The following is a 26,855-nucleotide window of genomic DNA, read 5'->3' on the forward strand; positions in this document are numbered from 1 at the left end:
GAAGAGAAACTCCGGGACTACCTCAAGCGCTCGACCGCCGACCTCCGGCGCACGAGGCAGCGGCTTCAGGAGATCGAGGCGGCCGAGCGGGAGCCCATCGCGATCGTCGGCATGAGCTGCCGCTACCCGGGTGGCGTCGCCAGCCCGGAAGAGCTGTGGCGGATGGTCGAGGGCGGCCAGCACGGCATCACCGGCTTCCCCACCGACCGCGGCTGGGACCTCGAAAGCCTCGACACCTCCTCAGCCACGGCGGGCGGGTTCCTGCACGGCGCGGCTGAGTTCGACGCGGAGTTCTTCGGCATCTCGCCGCGCGAAGCGCTCGCGATGGAACCGCAGCAGCGGGTGCTGCTGGAGACGACGTGGGAGGCGTTCGAGCGGGCCGGCATCGCGCCGCTGTCACTCAAGGGCAGCCAGACCGGCATGTTCATCGGCGCGATGGGCCACGAGTACACGGTCGGCCCGGACGACGACGTCGAGGGCTACCAGCTCACCGGCAGTGCCAACAGCGTCCTGTCCGGCCGGCTCTCCTATGTGTTCGGCGTGGTCGGCCCGGCGGTCACCATCGACACCGCCTGCTCGTCGTCGCTCGTCGCGCTGCACCTCGCCACCCGGTCACTGCGGGCCGGCGAGTGCGGGCTGGCGGTGGTCGGCGGCGTGACCATCATGTCCAGCCCGACGACGTTCGCCGAGATGGGAAAGCAGGGCGGCCTGGCCGGCGACGGCTTCTGCCGCTCCTTCGCCGACTCCGCGAACGGCACCGGCTGGGCCGAGGGCGTCGGCGTGCTCGTCCTCGAGCGGCTTTCCGACGCGCAGCGCAACGGCCGCGAGATCCTCGCCGTCGTGCGCGGCTCGGCCGTCAACCAGGACGGCGCCTCCAACGGGCTCACCGCCCCCAACGGCCCGTCCCAGCGGTACGTCATCGAACAGGCACTCGTCAACGCGCGGCTTTCCGCCGGCCAGATCGACGCGGTGGAGGCGCACGGTACCGGTACGACGCTCGGCGACCCGGTCGAGGCGCAGGCGCTGCTCGCCACGTACGGCCGCAACCGGGAGCGCCCGCTGCTGCTCGGCTCCGTCAAGTCGAACATCAGCCACACGCAGGCCGCCGCCGGCGTCGCCGGCGTCATCAAGATGGTGCAGGCGATGCGGCACGGCATCGTGCCGAAGACGCTGCACGTCGACGCGCCCTCGTCGCATGTGGACTGGGCGTCCGGCGCCGTCGAGCTCGTCACCGAAAACCAGCCGTGGCCGGAGACGGGCGAGCCGCGGCGGGTCGCCGTCTCGTCCTTCGGCATCAGCGGCACCAACGCGCACGCCATCATCGAGCAGGCGCCGCCCGCGCCCGCCGCCGAGGCGCACCTTCCCGCCGTCGCGCCGGTGCCCCTCCTGGTGTCCGCCCGCTCGCCGGAGGCGCTCGGTGCCGCCGCGGCCGCCGTCGCCTCCACACTGGACGGCGCCGCGCTGCCGGATGCCGCGTTCTCGCTCGCGTCCGGGCGGTCCAGCTTCGAGCACCGCGCGGTCGTGGTCGCCGAGACCGCCGAGGACGCGCGGGCCGCCCTGTGGTCGCTCGCCGCCGGCGAGCCGGGGGCCGCGGCGGTCACCGGTGCCGTCCGGGTACGCCCGAAGCTGGCGATGCTCTTCTCCGGTCAGGGTTCGCAGCGGCTGGGTATGGGGCGTGAGCTGTACGCGCGTTTCCCGGTCTTCGCGGAGGCGTTGGACGAGGTGCTGTCGCAGCTGGATCCGGGTGTGCGGGATGTGATGTGGGGTGTCGACGTTGAGCTGTTGGAGCGGACGGGGTGGGCGCAGCCGGCGTTGTTCGCGGTTGAGGTGGCGCTGTTCCGGCTGATGTCGTCGTTCGGTCTGCGTCCGGATCACGTTGCCGGTCATTCGATCGGTGAGGTGGCGGCGGCGCATGTCGCGGGTGTGTTCTCGTTGGAGGACGCCTGCCGTCTGGTCTCCGTGCGTGCGTCGTTGATGCAGGCGTTGCCGGCTGGTGGGGCGATGGTCGCGCTGCGGGCCGCCGAGGCCGACGTGCTCCCACTGCTGACCGAAGACGTGTCGATCGCCGCCGTGAACGGTCCGTCAAACGTCGTGATCGCCGGTGACGAGGGCGCCGTCACGGCGGTGGCTTCGCGGTTTGAGAAGGCGACGCGGTTGCGGGTGTCGCACGCGTTCCACTCACCTCTGATGGAGCCGATGCTCGACGACTTCCGGGCTGTGGTGTCGGGCTTGGCCTTCGCGCAGCCGCGCATGCCGGTGGTGGCAGGCGGGGATGTGACTGATCCTGAGTACTGGGTCAGGCATGTGCGGGACACGGTCCGTTTCGCCGACGCGGTGGCGTCGCTGGAGGGCTCGGTCTTCCTGGAGATCGGCCCGGACGGCGTGCTGTCCGCGCTCGCCGGCGACGGCATCCCGGCTCTGCGCAAGGACCGGCCCGAAGAGACGGCGCTGCTGACGGCGCTCGGCCGGCTGCACGTCACCGGGTTGGGCGTCGACTGGGCGCCGGCGTTCGAGGGGTCGGGTGCGCGGTGGGTCGACCTGCCCACGTACCCGTTCCAGCGGCAGCGGTTCTGGCCCTCCGGGCGGATCGCCGCCGGTGACCCGCGATCGGCCGGGCTCGGCGCGGCACACCACCCCCTGCTCGGCGCCGCCGTCTCGCTGGCACACTCCGACGGGGCGCTGCTCACCGGCAGGATCTCCACGCAGACCCACCCCTGGCTCGCCGACCACACCGTGCGTGGCCAGGTGCTCCTGCCCGGTACCGCCTTCCTGGAGCTGGCGATCCGGGCCGGCGACGAGGTCGGCTGCGACCGGGTCGAGGAGCTGACGCTCGCCGCACCGCTCGTGCTGCCGGAGCGCGGCGGCGTACAGGTGCAGCTGTGGGTCGGCAGCCCCGACGGCGCCGGCCAGCGCACTGTCGACATCTACTCCCGGCCGGACGGCGCCGACGACCAGCGGTGGGCCCTGCACGCCACCGGCGTGCTCGGACACGGCCCCAGCCAGTCGCCCGTCCCGGCCGCTCAGTGGCCGCCGGCCGGAGCGCGGCCCGTGGCGGTCGAAGGGCTGTACGAGCGGCTGGCCGAGGACGGGTTCGCGTACGGCCCGACGTTCCGCGGCCTGCGCGCGGCCTGGCGCGGCGACGGCGGCGACGTGTACGCCGAGGTCGGCCTCCCGCAGGTGACGGGGGCCGAGGCGTTCGGCGTGCACCCCGCGCTGCTGGACGCGGTACTGCACGCACTCGCCTTCGTCGACCTGGGTGCGGCGAGCCGGGGCGGGCTGCCGTTCGCCTGGGAGGGTGTGTCCCTGCACGCGACCGGCGCGTCCGCGGTACGGGTACGGCTCACCCGGCTCGCCGACGACGCCGTGTCGATCGCGGTCGTCGACCCCACCGGTGGCCCGGTCGCCTCGGTCGACTCGCTGGTCGTCCGCGCCCCCGACGCCGGGCGGAGCGAGCTCGCCCTGGACGCGCTCTTCCGTCCGGAGTGGACACCCGTCGCGCTCGCGGAGGCCCAGCCGCCGGCCGGGGTGGAGCTGTGCGAGCTGGCTTCCCCGCCTTCGCTGGACGTGCCCTCGGCCGTGCGGGAGCTGACCACCCGCGCGCTGGACCGGGTGCAGCGGTTCACGGGTACCCGCCTCGTGTTTGTCACCCGGTCGGGCGACCTGGCCGCCGCCGCGGTCTGGGGCCTGGTGCGCTCGGCGGCCGCGGAGGACCCCGGCCGCTACGCGCTCGTCGAGATCGACGGCGACGCGGCCTCGGCGGCCTTGCTCCCTTCCGCCCTCGCGTCGGAGGAGCCGGAGCTGGCGATCCACGCGGGGCGGGCGTTCGCCACGCGCCTGGCCCGGGTGTCGCCCCGCACGGACGGGGCCGCCGCGTGGCGGCCGGACGGCACGGTGCTCATCACCGGAGGGACCGGCGGGCTGGGCGCGGTCGTCGCCCGCCACCTGGTCGAACGCCACGGGGTGCGGCGGCTCGTGCTGGCCAGCCGTCGCGGCGGCGGTGAGGACCTCGTGGCCGGGCTGGACGCCGAGGTGTCCGTCGTGGCGTGCGATGTCGCGGACCGGGAGGCGCTGGCCGCGCTGCTGGCCGAGCACGCGGTGGCGGCTGTCGTGCACGCGGCCGGGGTGCTCGACGACGGGGTTGTCGAGTCGCTGACGCCGGAGCGGTTTGACACCGTGCTGCGGCCGAAGGTGGACGCCGCGTGGCACCTGCACGAGCTGGCCCGTGACGTGGAGACGTTCGTGCTGTTCTCGTCAGCCGCCGGTGTCTTCGGTGGCGCGGGTCAGGCCAACTACGCGGCTGGCAACGCGTTCCTTGACGCGCTGGCGGCACACCGCCGCGCCGAGGGGTTGCCGGCGGTCTCCCTGGCGTGGGGGCCGTGGACCGAGGGCATGGCCGCCGACGCCGAGCGGCTCGCGCGCGCCGGCACCCCGCCGCTGACCGTCGAGCAAGGGCTGGCGCTCCTCGACGCCGCGGTGGCGGCCGGCGAGCCGTCGGTGGTCCCCATCCGGCTGGACCTGCCGGCGATCCGGGCCGCGGGCGAGATCCCGCCGATCCTGCGCGGCCTCATCCGCACCCCGGTGCGCCGAGGTACCGTCTCCGGCGCCGCGCGCGGCCTGGCGCAGCGGCTCGCCGGGCTGGAGGAGGGCGAGCGGCGCGACACCCTGCTGGAGCTGGTGCGCGGGCAGGTCGCCGCCACGCTCGGGCACACCGGCGCCGACAAGATCGACCCGGCGAAGGCGTTCCAGGACCTGGGCTTCGACTCGCTCACCTCGGTCGAGCTGCGCAACCGGCTCGGCACCGTGACCGGGCTGCGGCTGCCCGCCACGCTCGTCTTCGACTACCCGACGGCCGGCGCGCTCGCCGGGTACCTGCTGGACGAGCTTCTCGGCACGGGCACCGAGGCCACCGCCCCGCTGCCCCGCCTCACCGCCAGCTCGGACGACCCGATCGTGGTCGTCGGCATGGCCTGCCGCTATCCCGGCGGTGTCGCCTCGCCCGAAGACCTGTGGCGCCTCGTCAGCGACGGCACCGACGCGATAAGCGGCTTCCCCGCAGACCGGGGCTGGGATCTCGACGCGCTCTACCACCCCGACCCCGACCACCCCGGCACCTCGTACACCCGGTCCGGCGGGTTCCTGCACGACGCGGGCGAGTTCGACGCCGAGTTCTTCGGCATGAGCCCGCGCGAGGCCCTCGCGACTGACGCACAGCAGCGGCTGCTGCTGGAGGTCTCGTGGGAGGCGGTCGAGCGGGCCGGCATCGACCCGATCGCCCTGCGCGGAAGCCAGACCGGTGTCTTCGCGGGCGTGATGTACAGCGACTACAGCCACCTGCTCGGCGGCGGTGACTTCGAGGGCTTCCAGGGCAACGGCAGCTCGCCAAGCGTCGTGTCCGGCCGGGTGTCGTACACGTTCGGCTTCGAGGGCCCGGCGGTCACGGTGGATACGGCCTGCTCGTCGTCGCTCGTGGCGATGCACCTGGCCGCGCAGTCGCTGCGCGTTGGCGAGTGCGACCTGGCGCTGGCCGGCGGCGTCACCGTCATGGCCACGCCCAACTCGTTCGTCGAGTTCTCCCGCCAGCGCGGCCTGTCACCTGACGGCCGGTGCCGCGCGTTCGCCGACACGGCCGACGGCGTCGGCTGGTCCGAGGGCGTCGGCGTCGTGGTGCTGGAGCGGCTCTCCGACGCCCGCCGCCACGGCCACCCCGTCTACGCGGTCCTGCGCGGCTCGGCGGTCAACCAGGACGGCGCCTCCAACGGCCTCACCGCACCGAACGGCCCGTCACAGCAGCGGGTCATCCGGCAGGCGCTCGCCAGCGGCGGGCTCACCATGTCCGATGTGGACGTCGTCGAGGGGCACGGCACCGGGACGACGCTCGGCGACCCGATCGAGGCGCAGGCGCTCCTTGCCACCTACGGCCGGGACCGGGAGCAGCCGCTGCTGCTCGGCTCGGTCAAGTCGAACCTCGGACACACCCAGGCGGCCGCCGGCGTGGCCGGCGTGATCAAGATGATCATGGCGATGCGGCACGGCGTCGCGCCAAAGACGCTCCACGTCGACGAGCCCTCGTCGCATGTGGACTGGACGGCGGGCGCGGTCGAGCTGCTGCGCGAGCCGATGCCCTGGCCGAGCGTGGACCGGCCCAGGCGGGCGGCGGTGTCGTCGTTCGGCATCAGCGGCACCAACGCACACGTCATCCTGGAGCAGCCGGCGGCGGCGTCGACGCCCGCGCCTGTCTCCCCGCCCGCGGTCGTGCCATGGCCCGTCTCGGCCCGGTCCGGAGCCGCCCTGGACGCCCAGATCGCCCGGCTGCGTGCGGTCGACGCGCCGATCGCCGGCGTCGGCCTGGCGTTGGCCGGTCGCTCAGCGTTCGACCATCGGGCGGTGCTGCTGGCCGGCGGGGATGGTGTCACCGAGGTTGCCCGTGGGGTGGTGAAGAGCCGTCCGCTCGCGGTCGTCTTCTCCGGTCAGGGTTCGCAGCGTCTGGGCATGGGTCGGGAGTTGTACGCCCGCTTTCCGGTGTTCGCGTCAGCCTTTGACGAGGTGCTCGCGCATCTTGAGCCGGGCCTCAAGGACGTGATGTGGGGTCAGGACGGCGACGCGCTGAACCAGACCGGTTGGACGCAGCCGGCCTTGTTCGCGGTCGAGGTGGCCCTGTTCCGGCTGGTTGAGTCGTTCGGTGTCAAGCCTGACCAGTTGGCGGGTCACTCGATCGGGGAGATCGTCGCCGCGCATGTGGCCGGGGTGTTGTCGCTGCAAGACGCCGCCCGGCTGGTCACCGCGCGTGCCGGTCTCATGCAGCAGCTGCCGACGGGTGGGGCGATGGTCGCCATCCGCGCGACCGAGGCTGAGGTGGCGCCGCTGCTCAGCGAACGGGTATCCATCGCCGCCGTCAATGCGGCCGACGCGGTCGTGGTCGCGGGCGACGAGGACGATGTGGTCGCGGTTGCCAAGCATTTTGAGAAGTCGACTCGGTTGCGGGTTTCGCATGCGTTTCATTCGCCGTTGATGGATCCGATGCTGCCGGCTTTCCGGGAGGCGATTGCTGGTATCACGTTCCATCAGCCCCGCATTCCGGTCGCGGCGGTGGGGGATGTCACGGATGTTGAGTTCTGGGTTAGGCATGTGCGGGACACGGTCCGGTTCGCTGACGCGGTGGCCTCGTTTGGTGAGGCGACGGTTCTTGAGGTGGGCCCGGACGGGGTGCTGTCGGCGCTGATCGGTGACGCGGTCCCGAGCCTGCGCAAAGACCGGCCTGAAGAGACCGCGCTGCTGACCGCGCTCGCCCGGCTCTACACGGCCGGCGTCACCGTCGACTGGACACCAGCGTTCGCCGGCACCGGCGTGCGGCCGGCCGAGCTGCCGACCTACGCGTTCGACCACAAGCGGTACTGGCCCGAGCCACCCGAGTTCACCTTCCCGGTCGACGCGATGGACGCGGACTTCTGGACGGCCGTCGAGCGGGGTGACGTCGCCACGCTGGCGTCCACCCTGGAGCTTGACGCGGACACGGTCGGCGCGATGGTGCCGGCACTCGCCGCTTGGCGCGGCCGCCGCCTGGAACGCTCCACCATCGACTCCTGGCGCTACCGCGAGTCCTGGGCACCGCTCACCGCCACCTCCGGCCCGGCGCCGGGTCGCCGCTGGCTCGCGGTCGTGCCGGACGAGCCGGACGGGTACGCGACCGCCGTCGCCACCGCCCTCGGCGCCACCACCACCCCTCTCGACGGTTTGCACGCCGGCGAGTACGACGCGGTCGTCTCGCTCCTCGCGCTCGGCGAAAACGGCGACCCGAGCGCGGCCGCCATCGCCACCGCCGGGCTGGTCCGCGCGCTCGGCGAGCGGGGCATCGAGGCGCCACTGTGGACTGTCACGTGCGGCGCGGTCGCCGTGGACGGCACCGACGGACCGCCCGCACCCGGACAGGCCGCGGTGTGGGGACTCGGCCGGGTGGCCGCGCTGGAGCTGCCACGCCGGTGGGGCGGCCTCGTCGACCTGCCGGAGGTGCTGGACGAGGCGGTCCTGCGCCGGCTCCCCGCCGCGCTGGACAGCGGCGACGGCGAGGACCAGGTCGCGATCCGCTCGTCGGGCACCTACGGCCGGCGGCTGGCACCGGCACCCGCGCCCCTCGACGCGCCCGCGCCTTGGGCGCCGTCCGGCACGGTGCTTGTCACCGGCGGTACCGGCGCGTTGGGCAGGCACGTGGCACGGTGGCTCGCCGCCAACGGCGCGGAACGGCTCGTGCTCGTCAGCCGCCGCGGCGCCGAGGCCGAAGGCGTGGCCGCGCTCCGCGAAGAGCTGAACGGTGTCGAGCTGACCGTGGCCGCCTGTGACGCCGCCGACCGCGAGCAACTGCGTGCGCTGCTGGGTGAGATCGGTGACGTGCGGGCCGTGGTGCACGCCGCCGGCGTCCTTGACGACGGCGTGCTCGACTCGCTCACCGCGGCCCGCTTCACAGCCGTGTTCCGCTCCAAAGTGGACGCGGCGCTCGTACTCGATGAGCTCTTGCCGGACCTCGACGCGTACGTCCTCTTCTCCTCGCTGGCCGGGACGGTCGGCAGCCCAGGACAGGCCAACTACGCCGCGGCGAACGCGGCCCTGGACGCGATCGCCGCCCGGCGCCGCGCGGCCGGTCGGGCCGCCACCTCGATCGCCTGGGGTGCCTGGTCCGGCGGCGGCATGGCCGCGACCGCGGGCGACGACTGGTCGTCGCGGATGGGCGTGGCCGCCATGGACCCGGACCGCGCGCTCGCCGCACTCGCCCAGGCGGTGGCCGAGCCGCAGCCGCGCGTGGTCATCGCCGACCTGCGCCAGGACCGGCTGATCGGCGCGCTCCTCGCCATCCGGCCCAGCCGCCTCCTCGCCGACCTGCCCGGCGCGGCCGCCGCGATCGCCGCCGCCGAAGCCGCCCGCCGCGAGGCCGCCTCCGCCGGGGCGGCGCTCCGCGAGCGGCTGCGCGACCTCACCGAGGACGGGCGTGCGGCGGCGCTGCTGGACCTCGTCCGCCGCCAGGCCGCCACGGTGCTCGGGCACGCCAGCCCGACGGCGGTCGGAGTCGACAAGGCCTTCCGCGACCTCGGCTTCGACTCACTGTCCGCATTGGAGCTTCGCAACGCGCTCGCCGGCCTCACCGGATTGGAGCTGCCGGCCGGGCTTGTCTTCGACTTTCCGACACCGCGCGCGCTCGCCACCCACCTCGTCGGCGAGCTGACCGGGGGTGGCGTGGCGGCGCTCGTGCCGGCACGGGCCGGGGCGGAGACCGACGAGCCGATCGCGATCGTCGGCATGGCGTGCCGCTTTCCCGGTGGCGTCCGCTCGCCGCAAGAGCTGTGGGACATGTTGCTGGACGGGCGGGAGGGCATCGACGCGTTCCCCACCGACCGTGGCTGGGACCTCGCCGCCCTCGCCGGTGGTGGCGGCCCCGGGCGCAGCGACACCCTCGAAGGCGGCTTCCTCACCGACGTGGCCGGCTTCGACGCGGCGTTCTTCGGCATCTCGCCCCGCGAGGCGGTGGCGATGGACCCGCAGCAGCGGCTGCTGCTGGAGGTGTCGTGGGAGGCGGTCGAGCGCTCGGGGATCGCACCGGCGCGCCTGCGGGGCAGCCAGACCGGCGTCTTCATGGGCACGAACGGGCAGGACTACGCCAACCTCGTCGGCGCCGCGGGTGAGGAGGTCGGCGGCCACGCGGCCACCGGCCTGTCGGCGAGCGTCATCTCCGGCCGGGTGTCGTACACGTTCGGCTTCGAAGGGCCGGCGGTCACCGTGGACACCGCCTGCTCCTCGTCGCTCGTCGCGCTCCACCTGGCCGGGCAGGCGCTGCGGCAGGGGAGTGCGACCTCGCGCTAGCCGGTGGCGTCACCGTCATGGCGACGCCGAACAGCTTCATCGAGTTCACCCACCAGGGCGGGATGGCCGCGGACGGCCGGTGCAAGGCGTTCTCCGACGCGGCGGACGGCACCGGCTGGTCCGAGGGCGTCGGCGTGCTCGTGGTGGAGCGGCTGTCCGACGCGCGCCGCAACGGCCACCCGATCCTTGCGGTCGTCCGCGGCTCGGCGGTCAACCAGGACGGCGCCTCCAACGGCCTCACCGCACCGAACGGCCCGTCCCAGCAGCGGGTGATCCGCCAGGCCCTCGCCAACGCCGGCCTGAAACTGTCCGATGTGGATGCCGTCGAGGCGCATGGCACCGGCACGTCGCTCGGCGACCCGATCGAGGCGCAGGCACTCCTCGCCACGTACGGGCAGGATCGGGAACACCCGCTCTTCCTCGGCTCCATCAAGTCGAACATCGGCCACACCCAGGCCGCCGCGGGCGTCGCCGGCGTCATCAAGATGGTGCTCGCGCTACGGCACGGCGTCCTGCCCCGCACGCTGCACGCCGCCACGCCCTCGTCGCACGTGGACTGGTCGGCCGGGCGGGTGAGCCTGCTGACCGAAAACACGCCCTGGCCCGAGGTGGACCGGGCGCGGCGGGCGGGCATCTCGTCATTCGGGGTGAGCGGTACCAACGCGCACGTCGTCATCGAGCACGCACCGGCTGAGCCGGAGCCGCGCCCCCGCGCCGAGCCGGGCGCCGTGGTGCCCTGGATCGTGTCCGGCCGTACCGCGGCGACGGCCCGGGAGCAGGCGGACACGCTCGCGGCCGCCGTCGCCGGCCTGGACCCGGTGGACGTCGGCGCGTCGCTTGTGGACACCCGCTCGCTCTTCGAGCACCGCGCCGTGCTGCTCGGTGAGACCCGCGTGGAGGGCGTCGCCGACGTCGAGGGGCGGACGGTGTTCGTCTTCCCCGGGCAGGGCTCGCAATGGGTGGGCATGGGCGCGCGGCTGCTCGCCGAGTCTCCCGTCTTCGCCGCCCGCGCCGCCGAGTGCGCGGCGGCTCTCAGCGCGCACGTCGACTGGTCGCTGCTCGACCTGCTGCGCGGCGAGGCGCATGCCGCGCTGCTGGAGCGCGTCGACGTCGTACAGCCGGCGTCGTTCGCGGTGATGGTGTCGCTTGCCGAGATGTGGCGGGCGCACGGCGTGGCACCGGACGCCGTGGTCGGCCACTCGCAGGGTGAGATCGCCGCGGCCTGCGTGTCCGGCGCACTCTCCCTCCCGGACGCCGCCCTCGTCGTCGCGCTCCGGAGCCGGGCGATCGGCGCACGCCTGGCCGGACGCGGCGGGATGGTCTCCGTCGCGCTCGCGGCCGACGAGATGGCCCGGCGCCTTCCCGGCGACGGCCGCGTCTCCATCGCCGCCGTCAACGGCCCCCGCTCCGTCGTCGTCTCCGGCGACCCCGACGCTTTGGACGCCCTCTGCGCCGAGCTGTCCGGTGAGGACATCTGGCTGCGCCGCATCGCGGTGGACTACGCCTCACACTCCGCGCAGGTCGAGGCGCTCCACGACGACCTGCTGGCCCAGCTCGCCCCGATCCGGCCGCGCACGCCGAGCGTGCCGTTCCGCTCCACCGTCACCGGCGGCTGGATCGACGGACCGGCACTCGACGCCGAGTACTGGTACCGCAACCTGCGCCAGACCGTCGGCTTCGAGCCGGCCATCCAGGCGCTGCTCGGCGAGGGGCACCGCGTCTTCGTCGAGGTGAGCTCCCACCCGGTGCTCACCGGCGCCGTGAGCGACACCGCCGACCTCGCGGACACCGCCGGCGAGGCGGTCGTGGTGGCCGGTACCCTCCGCCGTGACGAGGGCGGCCTGCACCGCTTCGCCGCCTCGCTCGCGGAGCTGTTCGTCCGGGGCGTGCCCGTGGACTGGAAGCCGTTCCTTGCCGGCGGGCGGCGGGTCGACCTGCCGACGTACGCGTTCCAGCACGAGCGCTTCTGGGTCACGCCCGCCGAGCCGGGGCCGAGCATGGCTGCCGACCCGGAGGAGGCGGCGTTCTGGGCCGCGGTCGAGCGCGAGGACCTGGCCGCGCTGACCGCGAGCCTGCGGCTGGACGCACCGGCGCTCACCGCCGTACTGCCCGCGCTCTCGGCGTGGCGGCGGCAGCGGCAGGACCGGGCGGCCGTGGACGCGTTGCGGTACCGGGTCGCTTGGCAGCCGGTCGGCGCCCTGCCCCAGGCCACGCTCACCGGCACCTGGCTGCTGGTCACCGCGGCCGGGGCCGGCGGCGAGGACGTGGCCGCCGCGCTCACCGCGCACGGTGCCGAGGTGCGCCGCCTCGTGCTCGACGACGAGTGCGTCGACCGGGCGGTACTGGCCGCGCGGCTGGACGGCGCAGGCGGCGTGACCGGAATCGTCTCCCTGCTGGCCGCCGCCGAGGAGCCGAGCGAGCGGTACCCCGCGCTCTCCGGAGGGCTCGCGCTGACCGTCGCGCTCGTGCAGGCCCTCGGCGACGCCGGCGTCGACGCTCCACTGTGGTGTCTGACCCGCCGCGCGGTGGCGGCGAGCCCGGCCGACACCGCCGTACGGCCGGCGCAGGCGCAGGTCCTCGGCGTCGCCTGGACGGCGGCGCTGGAGCACCCGCGGCGCTACGGCGGCGCGATCGACCTGCCCGACGTGCTCGACGGGCGGGCCGCCCAGCGCCTCGCCGCCGTGCTGACCGGCCAGTCAGGTGAGGACCAGGTCGCGATCCGGCAGCAGGGCGTGCTGGCCCGGCGGGTGGTACGCGCGCCGTCCACCGGCACGCCCGCCCGACCCTGGCAGCCGCGCGGCACCACCCTCGTCACCGGCGCGACCGGCACCATCGGCCCCGACCTCGCCCGCTGGCTGGCCCGCCGCGGCGCCGAGCACGTCGTGCTCACCAGCCGCACCGGCATGGCCGCGCCGGGCATGGCGGAGCTTGTCGCCGAACTGGCCGAGTTGGGCACCGAGGCCGAGGTCCGCTCCTGCGACGTCGCCGACCGGGACGCCGTGGCGGCGCTGCTCGCCGCGCTGACGGCGGACGGCCGTACGGTGCGCACCGTCGTCCACGCGGCCGCCGTCATCCGGCTGGGCACTCTCGCGGAGATGAGCCTCGCCGAGTTCTCGCTGGTGGTACACGCCAAGGTGGCCGGTGCCGAGCACCTCGACGAGCTGCTGGACACCGACGAGCTTGACGCGTTCGTGCTCTACTCGTCGATCGCCGGAATGTGGGGCAGCGGCGACCACGGCGCGTACGCCGCCGGCAACGCCCACCTCGCCGCGCTCGCCGCCAACCGCCGCGCTCGCGGCCGGCACGCCCTCTCCGTCCACTGGGGAAAGTGGCCGGAGAACACGCGGCTGGACGAGCCCGACCCGTACGGCGTCATCCGCAGCGGCCTTGTCTACCTCGACCCCGACCTCGCGATGGCCGGCCTCGGGCAGGTGCTCGACGACGACGAGACGGCGGTCGCGGTCGCGGACATCGACTGGGACCGCTACCACCCGACGTTCAGCGCGCGCCGCGACACCACGCTCTTCGCCGAGGTGCCCGAGGTCCGCCGGCTTGTCGAGGCGGCCGAGCGGGCCAGCCGCGAGGCGGCGGAGGGCGAGTTCGCCACACGGCTGCGCACGCTCACCCCGGGCGAGCGGGCCCGCGTCCTCGTCGACCTGGTACGCGCCGAGGCGGCCACCGTGCTCGGGCACGCCTCGGTCGACTCGCTGCCGGAGCGGCGCGCGTTCCGCGAGGTCGGCTTCGACTCCGTCACCGCGGTGGACCTGCGCAACCGCCTCGCCGCCGCGACCGGGCTCAAGCTGCCGACCACGATGGTCTTCGACTACCCGACCCCCATCGCCCTCGCGCAGTTCCTCGCCGGACAGGTGACCGGCGACCCGGCCGGTACCCCGGCGGCACCGGCGGTCGTGGCCGCCGCGAGCGACGAGCCGATCGCGATCGTCGGCATGGCCTGCCGCTTCCCCGGCGGGGCGGCCTCGCCGGACGACCTGTGGCGCCTGCTGCGCGACGGCGTCGACGCCACTTCGGAGTTTCCGCCCGACCGCGGCTGGGACGCGGACGCCATCTACGACCCCGACCCGGACCGCCCGGGCACCTCGTACACCGTGCGCGGCGGCTTCCTCGACGGCGCGGGCGACTTCGACCCGGGTTTCTTCGGCATCTCGCCGCGCGAGGCGCTCGCGATGGACCCGCAGCAGCGGCTGCTGCTGGAGACCGCGTGGGAGGCCATCGAGCGGGCCGGCATCGACCCCGAGACGCTGCGCGGCAGCCGGACCGGCGCCTTCATCGGCGCCAGCTACCAGGGGTACGGCGAGGGCGCCGCGAACGAAGCGCACATGATGACCGGTACCGCCTCCAGCGTGCTCTCCGGCCGCGTCGCCTACCTCTTCGGCCTCGAAGGCCCGGCGGTCACATTGGACACCGCATGCTCCTCCTCACTCGTCGCGCTCCACCTGGCCTGCCAGTCGCTGCGCAACGGGGAGAGCACGCTGGCGCTCGCCGGCGGCGTGACGGTGATGGGCACGCCGGCGAGCTTCATCGGCTTCAGCCGCCAGCGCGCGCTGGCCGCGGACGGGCGGTGCAAGGCGTTCGGCGACGGCGCGGACGGCATGTCGCTCGCCGAGGGCGCCGGCATCCTGCTCGTGGAGCGGCTCTCGGACGCGCAGCGGCACGGACACCCGGTGCTCGCCGTGGTGCGGGGGAGCGCGGTCAACCAGGACGGCGCCTCCAACGGCCTCACCGCGCCGAACGGCCCGTCCCAGCAGCGGGTCATCCACCAGGCCCTCGCCAACGCCCGGCTCACGGTCGCGGACGTGGACGCTGTCGAGGCGCACGGCACCGGCACCGCGCTCGGCGACCCGATCGAGGCGCAGGCGCTGCTCGCCACGTACGGCCAGCGCGACGGGAAGCCGCTGCTGCTCGGCTCGGTGAAGTCGAACATCGGCCACACCCAGGCCGCTGCCGGCGCCGCCGGGGTCATCAAGATGGTGCAGGCGCTGCGGTACGGCCTGCTCCCGCGCACCCTGCACGCCGAGGCACCGTCGTCGCATGTGGACTGGACCGCCGGCGCGGTGCAACTGCTGATCGACGAGTCAGCCTGGCCCGAGGTGGACCGGCCGTGGCGGGCCGGCGTCTCCTCCTTCGGCATCAGCGGCACGAACGCGCACGTGATCCTCGAGCAGGCGCCTGCCGCACCGCCCGCAGGCGAGGCTCCCGAGCCCGGCGTCGTCCCGGTGCTGGTCTCCGGCCGTACCGGTGAGGCGCTGCGGGCGCAGGCCGAGCGGCTGCTGTCCCTCGTGGACGGCGTACCGCTGGCCGACCTGTCCTACTCGCTCGCCACCGGCCGGACCGGCTTCGAGCACCGGGCCGCGATCGTCGCCGCCGACTCCGCCGACGTGGAACGCGGCCTGGCGGCGCTGCGGGACGGCGGACCGGCCGCGGGCCTGGTCCGGGGCGCGCCGGCAAGCGACCGCCTCGCGATCCTCTTCACCGGCCAGGGTTCGCAGCGGCTCGGCATGGGGCGGGAGCTGTACGAGCGGTTCCCGGCCTTCGCGTCCGCGCTCGACGATGCGCTGGCACACCTGGACCCCGGCGTACGCCACGTGATGTGGGGCTCCGACCCCGCCGCCCTCGACGACACGGGCTGGGCGCAGCCGGCCCTGTTCGCGGTCGAGGTCGCCCTCTACCGCCTGGTCGAGTCGTGGGGCGTCACACCCGACCACCTGGCCGGCCACTCGATCGGTGAGGTCGCCGCCGCGCACGTCGCCGGCGTGCTGTCGCTGGCCGACGCCGGCGCGCTGGTCACCGCACGCGCCTCGCTCATGCGGGAGCTGCCGGCCGGCGGTGCGATGGTCGCGATCCGGGCCACGGAGGACGACGTCCGGCCGCTGCTGACGCCGGGCGTCTCCATCGCCGCCGTCAACGGCCCGGCCGCCGTGGTCATCGCCGGCGACGAGGCCGAGGTGGACGCTGTCGCGGCCCGGTTCGAGAAGGCGACGCGGCTGCGGGTGTCGCACGCGTTCCACTCGCCCCTGATGGAGCCGATGCTCGACGGCTTCCGGGCGGCCATCGCCGGCCTCACCTTCGAGGCGCCGCGCATCCCGATCGCCACCGCCGGCGACCCGACCGACCCTGAGTACTGGGTCAGGCACGTGCGCGACTCGGTCCGCTTCGCCGACGGCATCGCCTCGATCGCCCGGCAGGGCGTCACCACCTACCTGGAGCTGGGGCCCGACGGCGTGCTCTGCGGCATGGCCCGCGAGAGCCTGGACGAGGGCGCGGCGCTGCTGCCCGCACTGCGGCGCGACCGCGCCGAGGTGGCCACCCTCGTGGCTGCGGTGGCCGGGATGCACGTACACGGTGTGCGGGTGGACTGGCACGCGTACTTCGCCGGGAGCGGTGCCCGCCGCGCCGACCTGCCCACCTACCCGTTCCAGCACCAGCGCTTCTGGCCGGAGCCGGCGGCCGCCCCCGCCCGCTCCGTCGTGGACGGCTGGCGGTACCGCGCGACCTGGAAGCCGGTGCCGGAACGGACCGCTGCGCCATCGGGAACCTGGCTCGCGCTCACCTCGTCCGCACCGTTGCCCGAAGGCCTCGACGCGGTGCGGGTGGAGGTGACCGCTCCCGAGCGATCCGACCTCGCCGCCCGGCTCGCCGGCGCCGGCACCGGTTTCGTGGGCGTCATCTCGCTGCTGGACGACGCCGCGCTCACGCTGGCCGCGGTACAGGCTCTCGGCGACGCCGGCATCGACGCTCCACTGTGGTGTGTCACGCGCAGAGCCGTTGCCACCGGGCCGGCCGACGCGCCACCCGACCCGGAGCAGGCCGCCATCTGGGGGCTCGGCCGGGTCGCCGCGCTGGAGCACCCGCGCCGCTGGGGCGGGCTCGTCGATCTTCCCGCCGACCTCGACCCGGCCGCCCTGCGGCGCCTGCCCGCCGCGCTCGGTGGCGGCGAGGACCAGGTGGCCGTGCGCGCGAGCGGCACGTACGCCCGCCGCCTCACCCGCGCCCTCCCCTCCGGCCCACCGGCGCGGGACGCCGCGCCGCGCGGCACCGTGCTGGTCACCGGCGGTACCGGCGGCCTCGGCAGCCAGGTCGCGCGCTGGCTGGCCGGCGCCGGTGCCGAGCACCTGCTGCTGACCAGCCGCCGCGGCCCGGACGCGCCGGGCGCCGCCGACCTGCACCGCGAGCTGACCGACCTCGGCGCCCGGGTGACGATCGTGGCCTGCGACGCCGCCGACCGCGGCGCGCTGGCCGAGGTGCTGGCGTCGGTACCGGCTGACGCGCCACTCAGCGCCGTCATCCACGCCGCCGGCCTGGTGCGGGACGGTGTGGTCGACGCCCTCACGCCGGACGACCTCGCCGCCGTCATGCGCCCCAAGCTGGACGCCGCCCGCAACCTGCACGAGCTGACCGCCGGCTCAGCCCTCGACGCGTTGGTGCTCTTCTCCTCGATGGCCGGCTTCGTCGGCGCGGCGGGGCAGGCCAACTACGCGGCCGCCAATGCCGCGCTTGACGCCCTCGCCGAGCAGCGCAGGGCCGCCGGCCTGCCCGCGACGTCGATCGCCTGGGGTCCGTGGGCCGACGCGGGCATGGTCGCCGACGGCGCGGGCGTGGCCGAACGGGTACGGCGCGGCGGCTACACGCCGATGCCGCCCGCGCGGGCGCTCGCCGCACTCGGCCAGGCGATCGGGTACGGCGACACGGTCGTCGCGGTCGCCGACATCGACTGGGAGCGGTTCACCACCGCGTTCGTCACCGCGCGGTCCAGGCCGCTGCCGCTCATCGCCGACCTGCCCGAGGTGCGCGAACGGCAGTCCGCCGCCCCGGATGCCGACTCGGCGCTGCGGCGGCACCTCGCCGGGCTGCCCGAGACGGGTCGGGCCCGCGCGGTGCTGGAGCTGCTGACCGCGCAGGTCGCCGCCGTGCTCGGGTACGCCGACGCCACCGCCATCGAACCGGACCGCGCGTTCAAGGACCTCGGCTTCGACTCGCTGACCACGTTGGAGCTGCGCAACGGGATCGCCGCCGCCACCGGCCTGACCCTGCCCGCCTCCCTCGTGTACGACTACCCGACGCCGCGCGCGCTCGCCGACTTCCTCGTCGGCGAGCTGCTCGGCACGCTCGACGACCCGGCCGCACCCGCGGTACCGGCCGGCGACACCGCCGGCGACCCGATCGCGATCGTCGGTATCGGCTGCCGGTTCCCCGGTGGCGTCTCCTCGCCCGAGGAGCTGTGGCGGCTGCTCGCCGAAGGGCGCGACGGCATCTCCGGCTTCCCGGCCGACCGCGGCTGGGACCTCGACGCGCTCGGCGCCGGCGCCTCCATCACCCGCGAGGGCGGGTTCCTGGCCGGCGTCGCCGACTTCGACGCCGCGTTCTTCGGCATCTCGCCGCGCGAGGCCCTCGCCATGGACCCGCAGCAGCGGCTGCTGCTGGAGACGACCTGGGAGGCGCTCGAACGGGCCGGCATCGACCCCACCGCGCTGCGGGGCAGCCAGACCGGTGTGTTCGTCGGCACCAACGGCCAGGACTACGTGGACGTGCTCCGCCGCGGCGCCGACGACGTGCAGGGGTACGCGGCCACCGGCAACACGGCCAGCGTGATGTCCGGGCGGCTCTCGTACACGCTCGGCCTCGAAGGGCCGGCCGTCACCGTGGACACCGCGTGCTCCTCCTCGCTGGTCGCCATGCACTGGGCGATGCGCGCGCTGCGCGGCGGCGAGTGCGCGCTGGCCCTGGCCGGCGGGGTGTCGGTGATGTCCACACCGGACTCGTTCGTGGAGTTCAGCGCGCAGGGCGGCCTGGCGCCGGACGGGCGGTGCAAGGCGTTCGGCGACGCGGCGGACGGCACCAGCTGGTCCGAGGGCGTGGGCATGCTCGTGCTGGAGCGGCTCTCCGACGCGGTGCGCAACGGTCACCAGGTATGGGGACTCCTGCGCGGCTCGGCGGTCAACCAGGACGGCGCCTCCAACGGCCTCACCGCGCCGAACGGACCGGCGCAGCAGCGGGTCATCCGCCACGCGCTTGCCGACGCCGGCCTGAGCCCGGGCGACATCGACGCGGTCGAGGCGCACGGCACAGGCACCACGCTCGGCGACCCGATCGAGGCGCACGCGCTGCTGGCCACTTTCGGCCCGGACCGGGAGCGGCCACTGTGGCTCGGCTCGGTCAAGTCCAACCTCGGCCACACCCAGGCCGCCGCGGGTGTCGCCGGCGTCATCAAGATGGTGCTCGCGATGCGGCACGGCCTGCTGCCACGCACGCTGCACGCCGACCCGCCGTCATCGCATGTGGACTGGACGGCCGGGCCGGTGGCGCTGCTGGGCGAGCCGGCGCCGTGGCCGCAGAACGGCCACCCCCGCCGCGCGGGTGTCTCCGCGTTCGGCGTCTCCGGCACCAACGCGCACGTCGTGGTCGAGGCTGCCCCGGCCGCGTCCGCACTGGACGACCGGGACGCGGCGACGCCGGCGCTCGTGCCGTGGCTCGTCTCCGGCCGCACCGCCGAAGCGCTGGAGACGCAGGTCGAGCGGCTGAGCGCCGCGGTCGACGGGCTGTCCCCGCTCGACGTCGGGTACACGCTCGCCACCGCCCGCGCCGCGTTCACACACCGGGCCGTCCTGCTCGCGAGCCCCACCGGCACCGCGGAGGTGGCGCGCGGCGCGGCGCCCAGGACGCTCGGGCGGACCGCGTTCCTCTTCGCCGGACAGGGCTCACAACGGCTCGGCATGGGTCGCGAGCTGTACCACCGGTTCCCGGTCTTCGCCACCGCCCTCGACGAGGTGCTCGAACACCTCCACACCGGCCTGCGGGACGTGATGTGGGGCGGTGACGCCGACCTGCTGAACCAGACCGGCCACGCCCAGCCCGCCCTCTTCGCCGTCGAGGTGGCCCTGTACCGCCTCGTCGAGTCGTTCGGCGTGACGCCGGACCACCTCGCCGGCCACTCGATCGGCGAGATCGCGGCCGCGCACGTGGCCGGTGTGCTGTCACTGCCGGACGCCTGCCGCCTCGTCTCCGCCCGTGCGTCGCTCATGCAGGCCCTGCCGGCGGGCGGCGCGATGGTCGCCGTGCCGGCCACCGAGGACGAGGTCGCACCGCTGCTCACCGGTGAGGTGTCGATCGCGGCGGTGAACGGGCCGGCGTCCGTCGTCATCGCCGGCGAGGAGAAGGCGGTACGGAGGATCGCCCGCAAGTTTCCGAAGAGCCGCAAGCTGCGGGTGTCACACGCGTTCCACTCCCCGCTGATGGAGCCGATGCTCGCCCCGTTCCGGGACGCGATCGCCGGCATCACCCTCCACGAGCCGCGCATCCCGATCGCCGCCGCCGGGGAGGTGACCGATCCTGAGTACTGGGTCAGGCACGTGCGGGACACCGTGCGGTTTGCCGACGCGGTCTCGGCGATCGGCGACGCGACGCTCCTGGAGATCGGACCGGACGGAGTGCTCGCCGGGCTCACCGGCAGCGCCATACCGACCCTGCGCAAGGACCGCGACGAGGAGCCCGCGCTGCTGACCGCGCTGGCCCGCCTGCACGTCGCCGGGGTGGACGTGGACTGGAAGCCGCTGTTCGCCGGCGCGCGCCGGGTCGACCTGCCGACCTACGCGTTCCAGCGCGAGCGGTTCTGGCCGTCGCCGGCACCCCGGCCGGGAGCAGTCGATCCGGTGGACGCCGAGTTCTGGTCGGCGGTCGAGCGGGAGGACGTGGACTCGCTCTCGTCCGCCCTGGAGGTCGACGGCGCCGCCCTCTCGACGGTGGTACCCGCCCTCTCCTCCTGGCGCCGCCGCCGGCAGGAGCGCTCCATCGTGGACGGCTGGCGCTACGAGGTCACCTGGGAGCCGATCGCCGTACCGGACCGGACGCCGGCCGGCTCGTGGCTCGTGCTCGCCCGCCCCGAGCAGCCCGAGGCCGAGTGGGTCCGCGAGGCGTTGAGCGCGCAGTCAGTGACGGTCGCGGACCTGCCGTCCCTGCGCGGCCGTACCTTCACCGGCGTCGTCTCGCTGCTGGCACTCGGGTCGGGCCTGCCGCCGGAGGAGTCCTGGCCGGCAAACCTCCTGCCCGCCCTCACCGGTATCGACGCGCCGCTCTGGTGCCTCACGCGAGGTGCCGTGGCATCCGGCGAGGGGGACCGCCTGCGGGAGGCGGGACAGGCGCTGGTGTGGGGTCAGGGACGGGTCGCCGCCCTGGAGCAACCCGACCGCTGGGGCGGCCTGGTCGACCTGCCCGACGTCCTCGATGGACCCGCGGCCGCAAACCTCGCCTCGCTCCTCGGCGGCGACGAGGACCAGGTCGCGATCCGCGCCACCGGCCCGCTCGCGCGACGGCTGGTACGCCCCGCGACACCCGGCTCCGGCCGCACGTGGAAGCCGACCGGCACCGTGCTCGTCGTCGGTGGCACCACGCCGATGGGCTCCCGGGTGGCGCGCTGGCTCGCCGCTCAGGGCGCCGAGCACCTGCTGCTGACCGGCCATGACGGCCCGGCCGCCGACGAGCTGCGCGGCGAGCTGGCCACGCGGGTGACCATCCAAGCCTGCGACCTCGGCGACGGCAACGCCCTCGCCGCCCTCCTCGACGCCGTACCGCCGAGCGCGCCGCTGACCGCCGTCGTGCTGGCCGGCGACGAACCCGGCGAGGCGCCCGGGCAGGCAGCCGCGGTCGCGGCCGTGATGGACCGGGTCGCCACGTTGGACGCCGTCCTCGGCGCCCGGCCGCTCGACGCGTTCGTCCTCTTCGGATCGATTGCCGGCGTGTACGGGTTCCGCGGCCAGAGCGCGGAGGCCTCCGTCGACGCGGTGGTCGACGCGCTGGCCCGGCGCCGCCGGGACCGGGGCGCGACCGCGCTGTCCGTGTCGTGGGGCGCCTGGGCCGGCGTCGACGCCGGGCCGGAGACCGGCAAGGGCACCCACGCACAGCTCAACGGCCTGCCCGCGATGCACCCCGACCTGGCCATGGCCGCCCTCGGCGCGGCCGTCGCGGACGGGGCCACCGCGGTCACCCTCGCCGACGTGGTCTGGGACCGCTTCGCGCCCGCCTTCACCGCGGCGCGCCCGAGCCGGCTGCTGTCCGCGCTGCCGGAGGCGCGGGCCGCCATCGAGGCCGCGAGCCGCGAGGAGCGTTCCGCCGCGGCCGACCTCCGGGCGAGGTTGCTGAGCCTGCCCGAGGGGGAGCGGCCCGAGGCGGTGCTGGCCCTGGTCCGGGAGAAGGTCGCCACCGTGCTCGGTCACGCCGGGCCGGACGCGATCGAGCCGGACTGGCCGTTCAAGGACCTCGGGTTCGATTCGCTGACCGCGGTCGACCTCCGCGACCAGCTCGCCGCCGCGACGGGGCTCAGCCTGCCGGCGACGCTCGCCTTCGACTACCCGACGCCCGAGGCGCTGGCCGGGTACGTGCGGGACGAGCTGCTCGGCGGCGAGACCCGCCCCGAGGACACCCCGCCGGTCGCGGTGTCCACAGCGGACGACCCGATCGTGATCGTCGGCATGAGCTGCCGCTACCCGGGCGGCGTCCGGTCGCCGGAGGACCTGTGGCGGCTGGTGGTGGACGAGGTCGACGCCACCGGCGACCTTCCCACGGACCGGGGCTGGGACCTCGACGCGCTCGGGTACCGCGGCGGCTTCCTCTACGACGTCGCCGACTTCGACCCCGACTTCTTCGCCATCTCGCCGCGCGAGGCGCTGGTGATGGACCCGCAGCAGCGGCTCGTGCTGGAGGCGACCTGGGAGGCGCTGGAGCGGGCCGGAATCGACCCGGCCGGGCTGCGCGGCACCGACGTCGGCGTCTTCGTCGGCGGCGGCAGCGGCGACTACCGCCCGCCCGCCGAGCAGACCGGACAGTGGCAGACCGCGCAGTCCGCGAGCCTGCTGTCCGGCCGGGTGGCGTACACGTTCGGCCTGCAAGGCCCGACGGTCTCCGTGGACACGGCCTGCTCCTCGTCGCTCGTCGCGCTGCACCTGGCCGCCCAGTCGGTACGCAACGGCGAGTGCGCGATGGCCCTCGCCGGCGGCGTGACCGTGATGGCGACGCCGATGGTGTTCGTGGAGTTCGGCGAGATGGGTGCGCTGTCGTCGGACGGTCGGTGCAAGGCGTTCTCCGACACGGCGGACGGCACCGGCTGGTCCGAGGGCGTGGGCATGCTCGTCGTCGAGCGGCTCTCCGACGCGCGCCGGCTCGGCCACACCGTGCTCGCCGTCGTGCGCGGCAGCGCGATCAACCAGGACGGCGCCTCCAACGGCCTCACCGCTCCGAGCGGACCGGCGCAGCAGCGGGTCATCCGCCGCGCGCTGGCCGCCGCCGGCCTGTCACCCTCCGATGTGGACGCCGTCGAGGCGCATGGTACGGGCACCACGCTGGGCGATCCGATCGAGGCGCAGGCGCTGCTGGCGACGTACGGGCGGGACCGGGAGCGGCCGCTGCTCGTCGGCACGGTCAAGTCGAACATCGGGCACACCCAGGCCGCCGCCGGTGTCGCCGGCATCGTCAAGATGGTCCAGGCGCTCCACCACGGCGTGCTGCCGAAGAGCCTGCACGTCGACGCCCCGTCGTCGCACGTGGACTGGTCGTCCGGCGCGGTCTCGGTGCTGACGTCGCGGACGCCGTGGCCCGGCGTGGACCGGCCGCGCCGGGCGGGTGTCTCCTCGTTCGGAGCGAGCGGCACCAACGCGCACGTGATCCTCGAACAGCCGCCGGCACCGGACGAGCCGGCACCGGCCACCCGCGAGCCGGGCGTGCTGCCGGTGGTGCTCTCCGCGCGCACCCCCGCCGCGCTCCGCGAGCAGGCGACGCGGCTGCTGGCCCGGGTCGGAGACGGTGGCGACACGAGCCTCGCCGACCTGGCGTACTCCGCGGCGACAACCCGGTCCGCGTTCGAGCACCGTGCGGCCGTGCTCGCCGGCGACCGCGAGGCACTGCTCTCCGGGCTCGCGGCGGTGGCCGGCGGCGAGCGGGTGCCGCACGTGCTGCAGGACAAGGCCGCCCGGCCGGGCAAGCTGGCCTTCCTCTTCGCCGGCCAGGGCTCGCAGCGGCTCGGCATGGGACGCGGCCTGTACGAGCGGTACCCCGTCTTCGCGGACGCGCTCGACGCCGTCCTCGCCCACCTCGACCCCGACCTCCGCGCGGTGATGTGGGGCGACGACGGCGACGCGCTCAACCAGACCGGTCACGCCCAGCCGGCGCTCTTCGCGGTCGAGGTCGCCCTCTTCCGCCTCACCGAGTCGTGGGGCCTGCGTCCCGACCTGCTGGCCGGGCACTCCATCGGCGAGATCGCCGCAGCGCACGTGGCCGGAGTGCTCTCCCTTGTGGACGCCTGCCGGCTCGTCTCGGCGCGGGCGCGGCTCATGCAGGCGCTGCCCGAGGTCGGTGCGATGGTCGCGCTGCGGGCCACCGAGGCCGAGGTACTGCCACTGCTGCACGACGACGTGTCCATCGCCGCGGTCAACGGGCCGCGGTCGGTCGTCATCGCCGGCGCCGAGGAGGCCGTGCTCGCGGTGGCGGCGCGGTTTGACAAATCGACGCGGCTGCGGGTTTCGCACGCCTTCCACTCGCCGCTGATGGACCCGATGCTCGACGACTTCGCCGCCGTCGTGAAGGGACTGTCGTTCGCCGAGCCGCGCATCCCGGTCGTGGCGGCCGGCGACATCACCTCGCCGGACTACTGGGTGCGGCACGCGCGCGAGGCCGTGCGCTTCGCCGACGGCGTGCGGGCGCTCGCCGAGCGCGGTGCGACGGCCTTCGTCGAGCTCGGGCCGGACGGCGTGCTGTCGGCCATGGCCCGCGAGTCCCTGCCGGACACGGCCACCGTCGTGCCGGCCCTGCGCAAGGAGCGCGACGAGGATGCGAGCCTCGTGGCCGCCGTCGCCCGCCTGCACACACAGGGTGTGCGCGTCGACTGGGCCGGGTTCTTCGCCGGTACCGGCGCCCGTGCCGTCGACCTGCCCACGTACGGCTTCCAGCGCCAGCGCTACTGGCCGGACGCCATGCCACGCGCCGCGGCACCGGCCGGGGCGGACGGGTCGGACGAGCGCTTCTGGGCCGCTGTCGCCGGCGAGGACTTCACCGCCCTGGAGTCCATCCTGGACGTCGAGGGTGACGCGCTCGCGAAGGTACTGCCCGCCCTGCTCGACTGGCGCGGCCAGAAGCGCGACAAGGACGTGGTCGACAGCTGGCGTTTCCGCGTCACGTGGAAGCCCCTGAGCCGCCCGTCCGCCGCCTCGGTGCCGGGTCGCTGGCTCGCGCTCGTGCCGGACGGCTCGGACGCCACCTGGCTGGACGGCCTCCTCGACGCGGTACGCCTCGACGTGTCCACACCGGACCGCTCCGCGCTGACCGAGCGGCTGCGCGCGGTCGAGGGTCCATTCGCGGGTGTGCTGCTCCTGCCCACCGCCGACGCCCCGCTGGCCGCGACCGCCGTACAGGCGCTCGGCGACGCGGGCATCGCCGCTCCACTGTGGTGCCTCACGCGGGGCGCCGTCTCCGTCGGGCGCACCGATCCGGTACGCGCCCCCGAGCAGGCGGCCGTCTGGGGCCTCGGAGCGGTCGCCGCCCTGGAGTACCCCGAGCGGTGGGGCGGCCTCGTCGACCTGCCGGACACCGTCGACGAGCGCGCCGCCACCGGCCTCGCGGCGGTTCTCGCCGGCCTCGACGGCGAGAGCCAGGTGGCCGTGCGACCGTCCGCCCTCTTCGGCCGGCGGCTGCTGCCGGCACCCGCACCGGAGCCGGCACGGGTCTGGGAGCCGCGCGGCACCGTGCTCATCACCGGCGGCACCGGCGCGCTCGGCGGGCACGTCGCCCGGCGGCTCGCCCGTGACGGAGCCGACCATCTGATCCTGGCCAGCCGCCGCGGACTCGACGCGCCGGGAGCGGCGCAGCTGCGGGACGAGCTGGCCGCGCTCGGCACCCGGGTCACGGTCGCCGCCTGCGACGTCGCCGACCGGACCGCGCTCGCCGCGCTGCTGGCTGAGCAGCCGGTCAACGCGGTCGTACACACGGCCGGTGTCCTCGACGACGGCGTCCTCGACCGGCTGACGCCGGACCGGTTCGCGGCGGTCTTCCGGTCCAAGGTGGAGGCCGCACTGGCCTTGGACGAGCTCGTCCCGGACGCCGAGGCGTTCGTGCTCTTCTCCTCCGCCTCCGCCGTCGTCGGCAATCCGGGGCAGGCCAACTACACCGCCGCGAACGCGGTGCTCGACGCGCTCGCCGAGCGGCGCCGCGCCGCCGGTCGCGCCGCGACCTCCATCGCCTGGGGCGCCTGGGGAGGCGGTGGCATGGCCGGCAGCACCGAGGCGGAGCAGGCCACTCGCCGCGCCGGCATCGCCACGATGGACCCGGACCTCGCCTGTACCGCCATGTGGCAGCTGGTCGCCGAGGGCGAGCCCGCCACGCTCGTCGCCGCCGTCCCGGCCGGACGCGGCATGGGCGGCGGGCGTCCCGGTCCCCTGCTGCGCGATCTGCCCGGCGCCACCGATCCGGATGCCGCGGACCTGCCGGACGAGGGCGAGCTTCGCGAACACCTGCTGTCGCTGCCCCGCGCCGGCCGGCTGGACGCGGTGCTCGACCTGGTCCGGGGCCGCTGCGCCGACGTGCTCGGCCAGCCGGACGTGGAGGCGGTCGGCGCCGATCGCCCCTTCCGTGACCTGGGCTTCGACTCTCTGGCCACCGTGGAGCTGCGCAACCAGCTCAACCTCGTCACCGGCCTGAGCCTTCCCTCGACGCTGGTCTTCGACCATCCCACGCCGGCCGCGCTCGCCGAGCACGTACTCGGCGAGCTGCTGCCCGAACAGGACGGCGGCACCGAGGCCGACGGCGAGGAGGCCAGGATCCGGGCGCTGCTCGCCAGCGTGCCACTGGCCCGGCTCCGCGAGGTGGGCGTGCTGGAACCGCTGCTGCAGCTCGCCGGACACGACGGTGCCGCGGCGCCCGCCGCGGACGGCGACGCCGAGCTGATCGACTCGATGTCCGTGGACGACCTGGTGCGGGCGGCGCTCGACGGGGCGCCCGACCCGGCGCACGACTGA

The 26,855-nt window shown here is 75.0% G+C and carries 1 pseudogene; it reads left to right on the forward strand.

Annotation, left to right across the window (positions count from 1 at the left end):
- Positions 1 to 21: 21 nt before the first annotated feature.
- Positions 22 to 26,855 (forward strand): annotated as a pseudogene (locus Phou_RS56110) (type I polyketide synthase); the annotation flags it as partial.

Source organism: Phytohabitans houttuyneae (assembly GCF_011764425.1).
In the GTDB taxonomy this organism is placed as follows: Bacteria; Actinomycetota; Actinomycetes; order Mycobacteriales; family Micromonosporaceae; genus Phytohabitans; species Phytohabitans houttuyneae.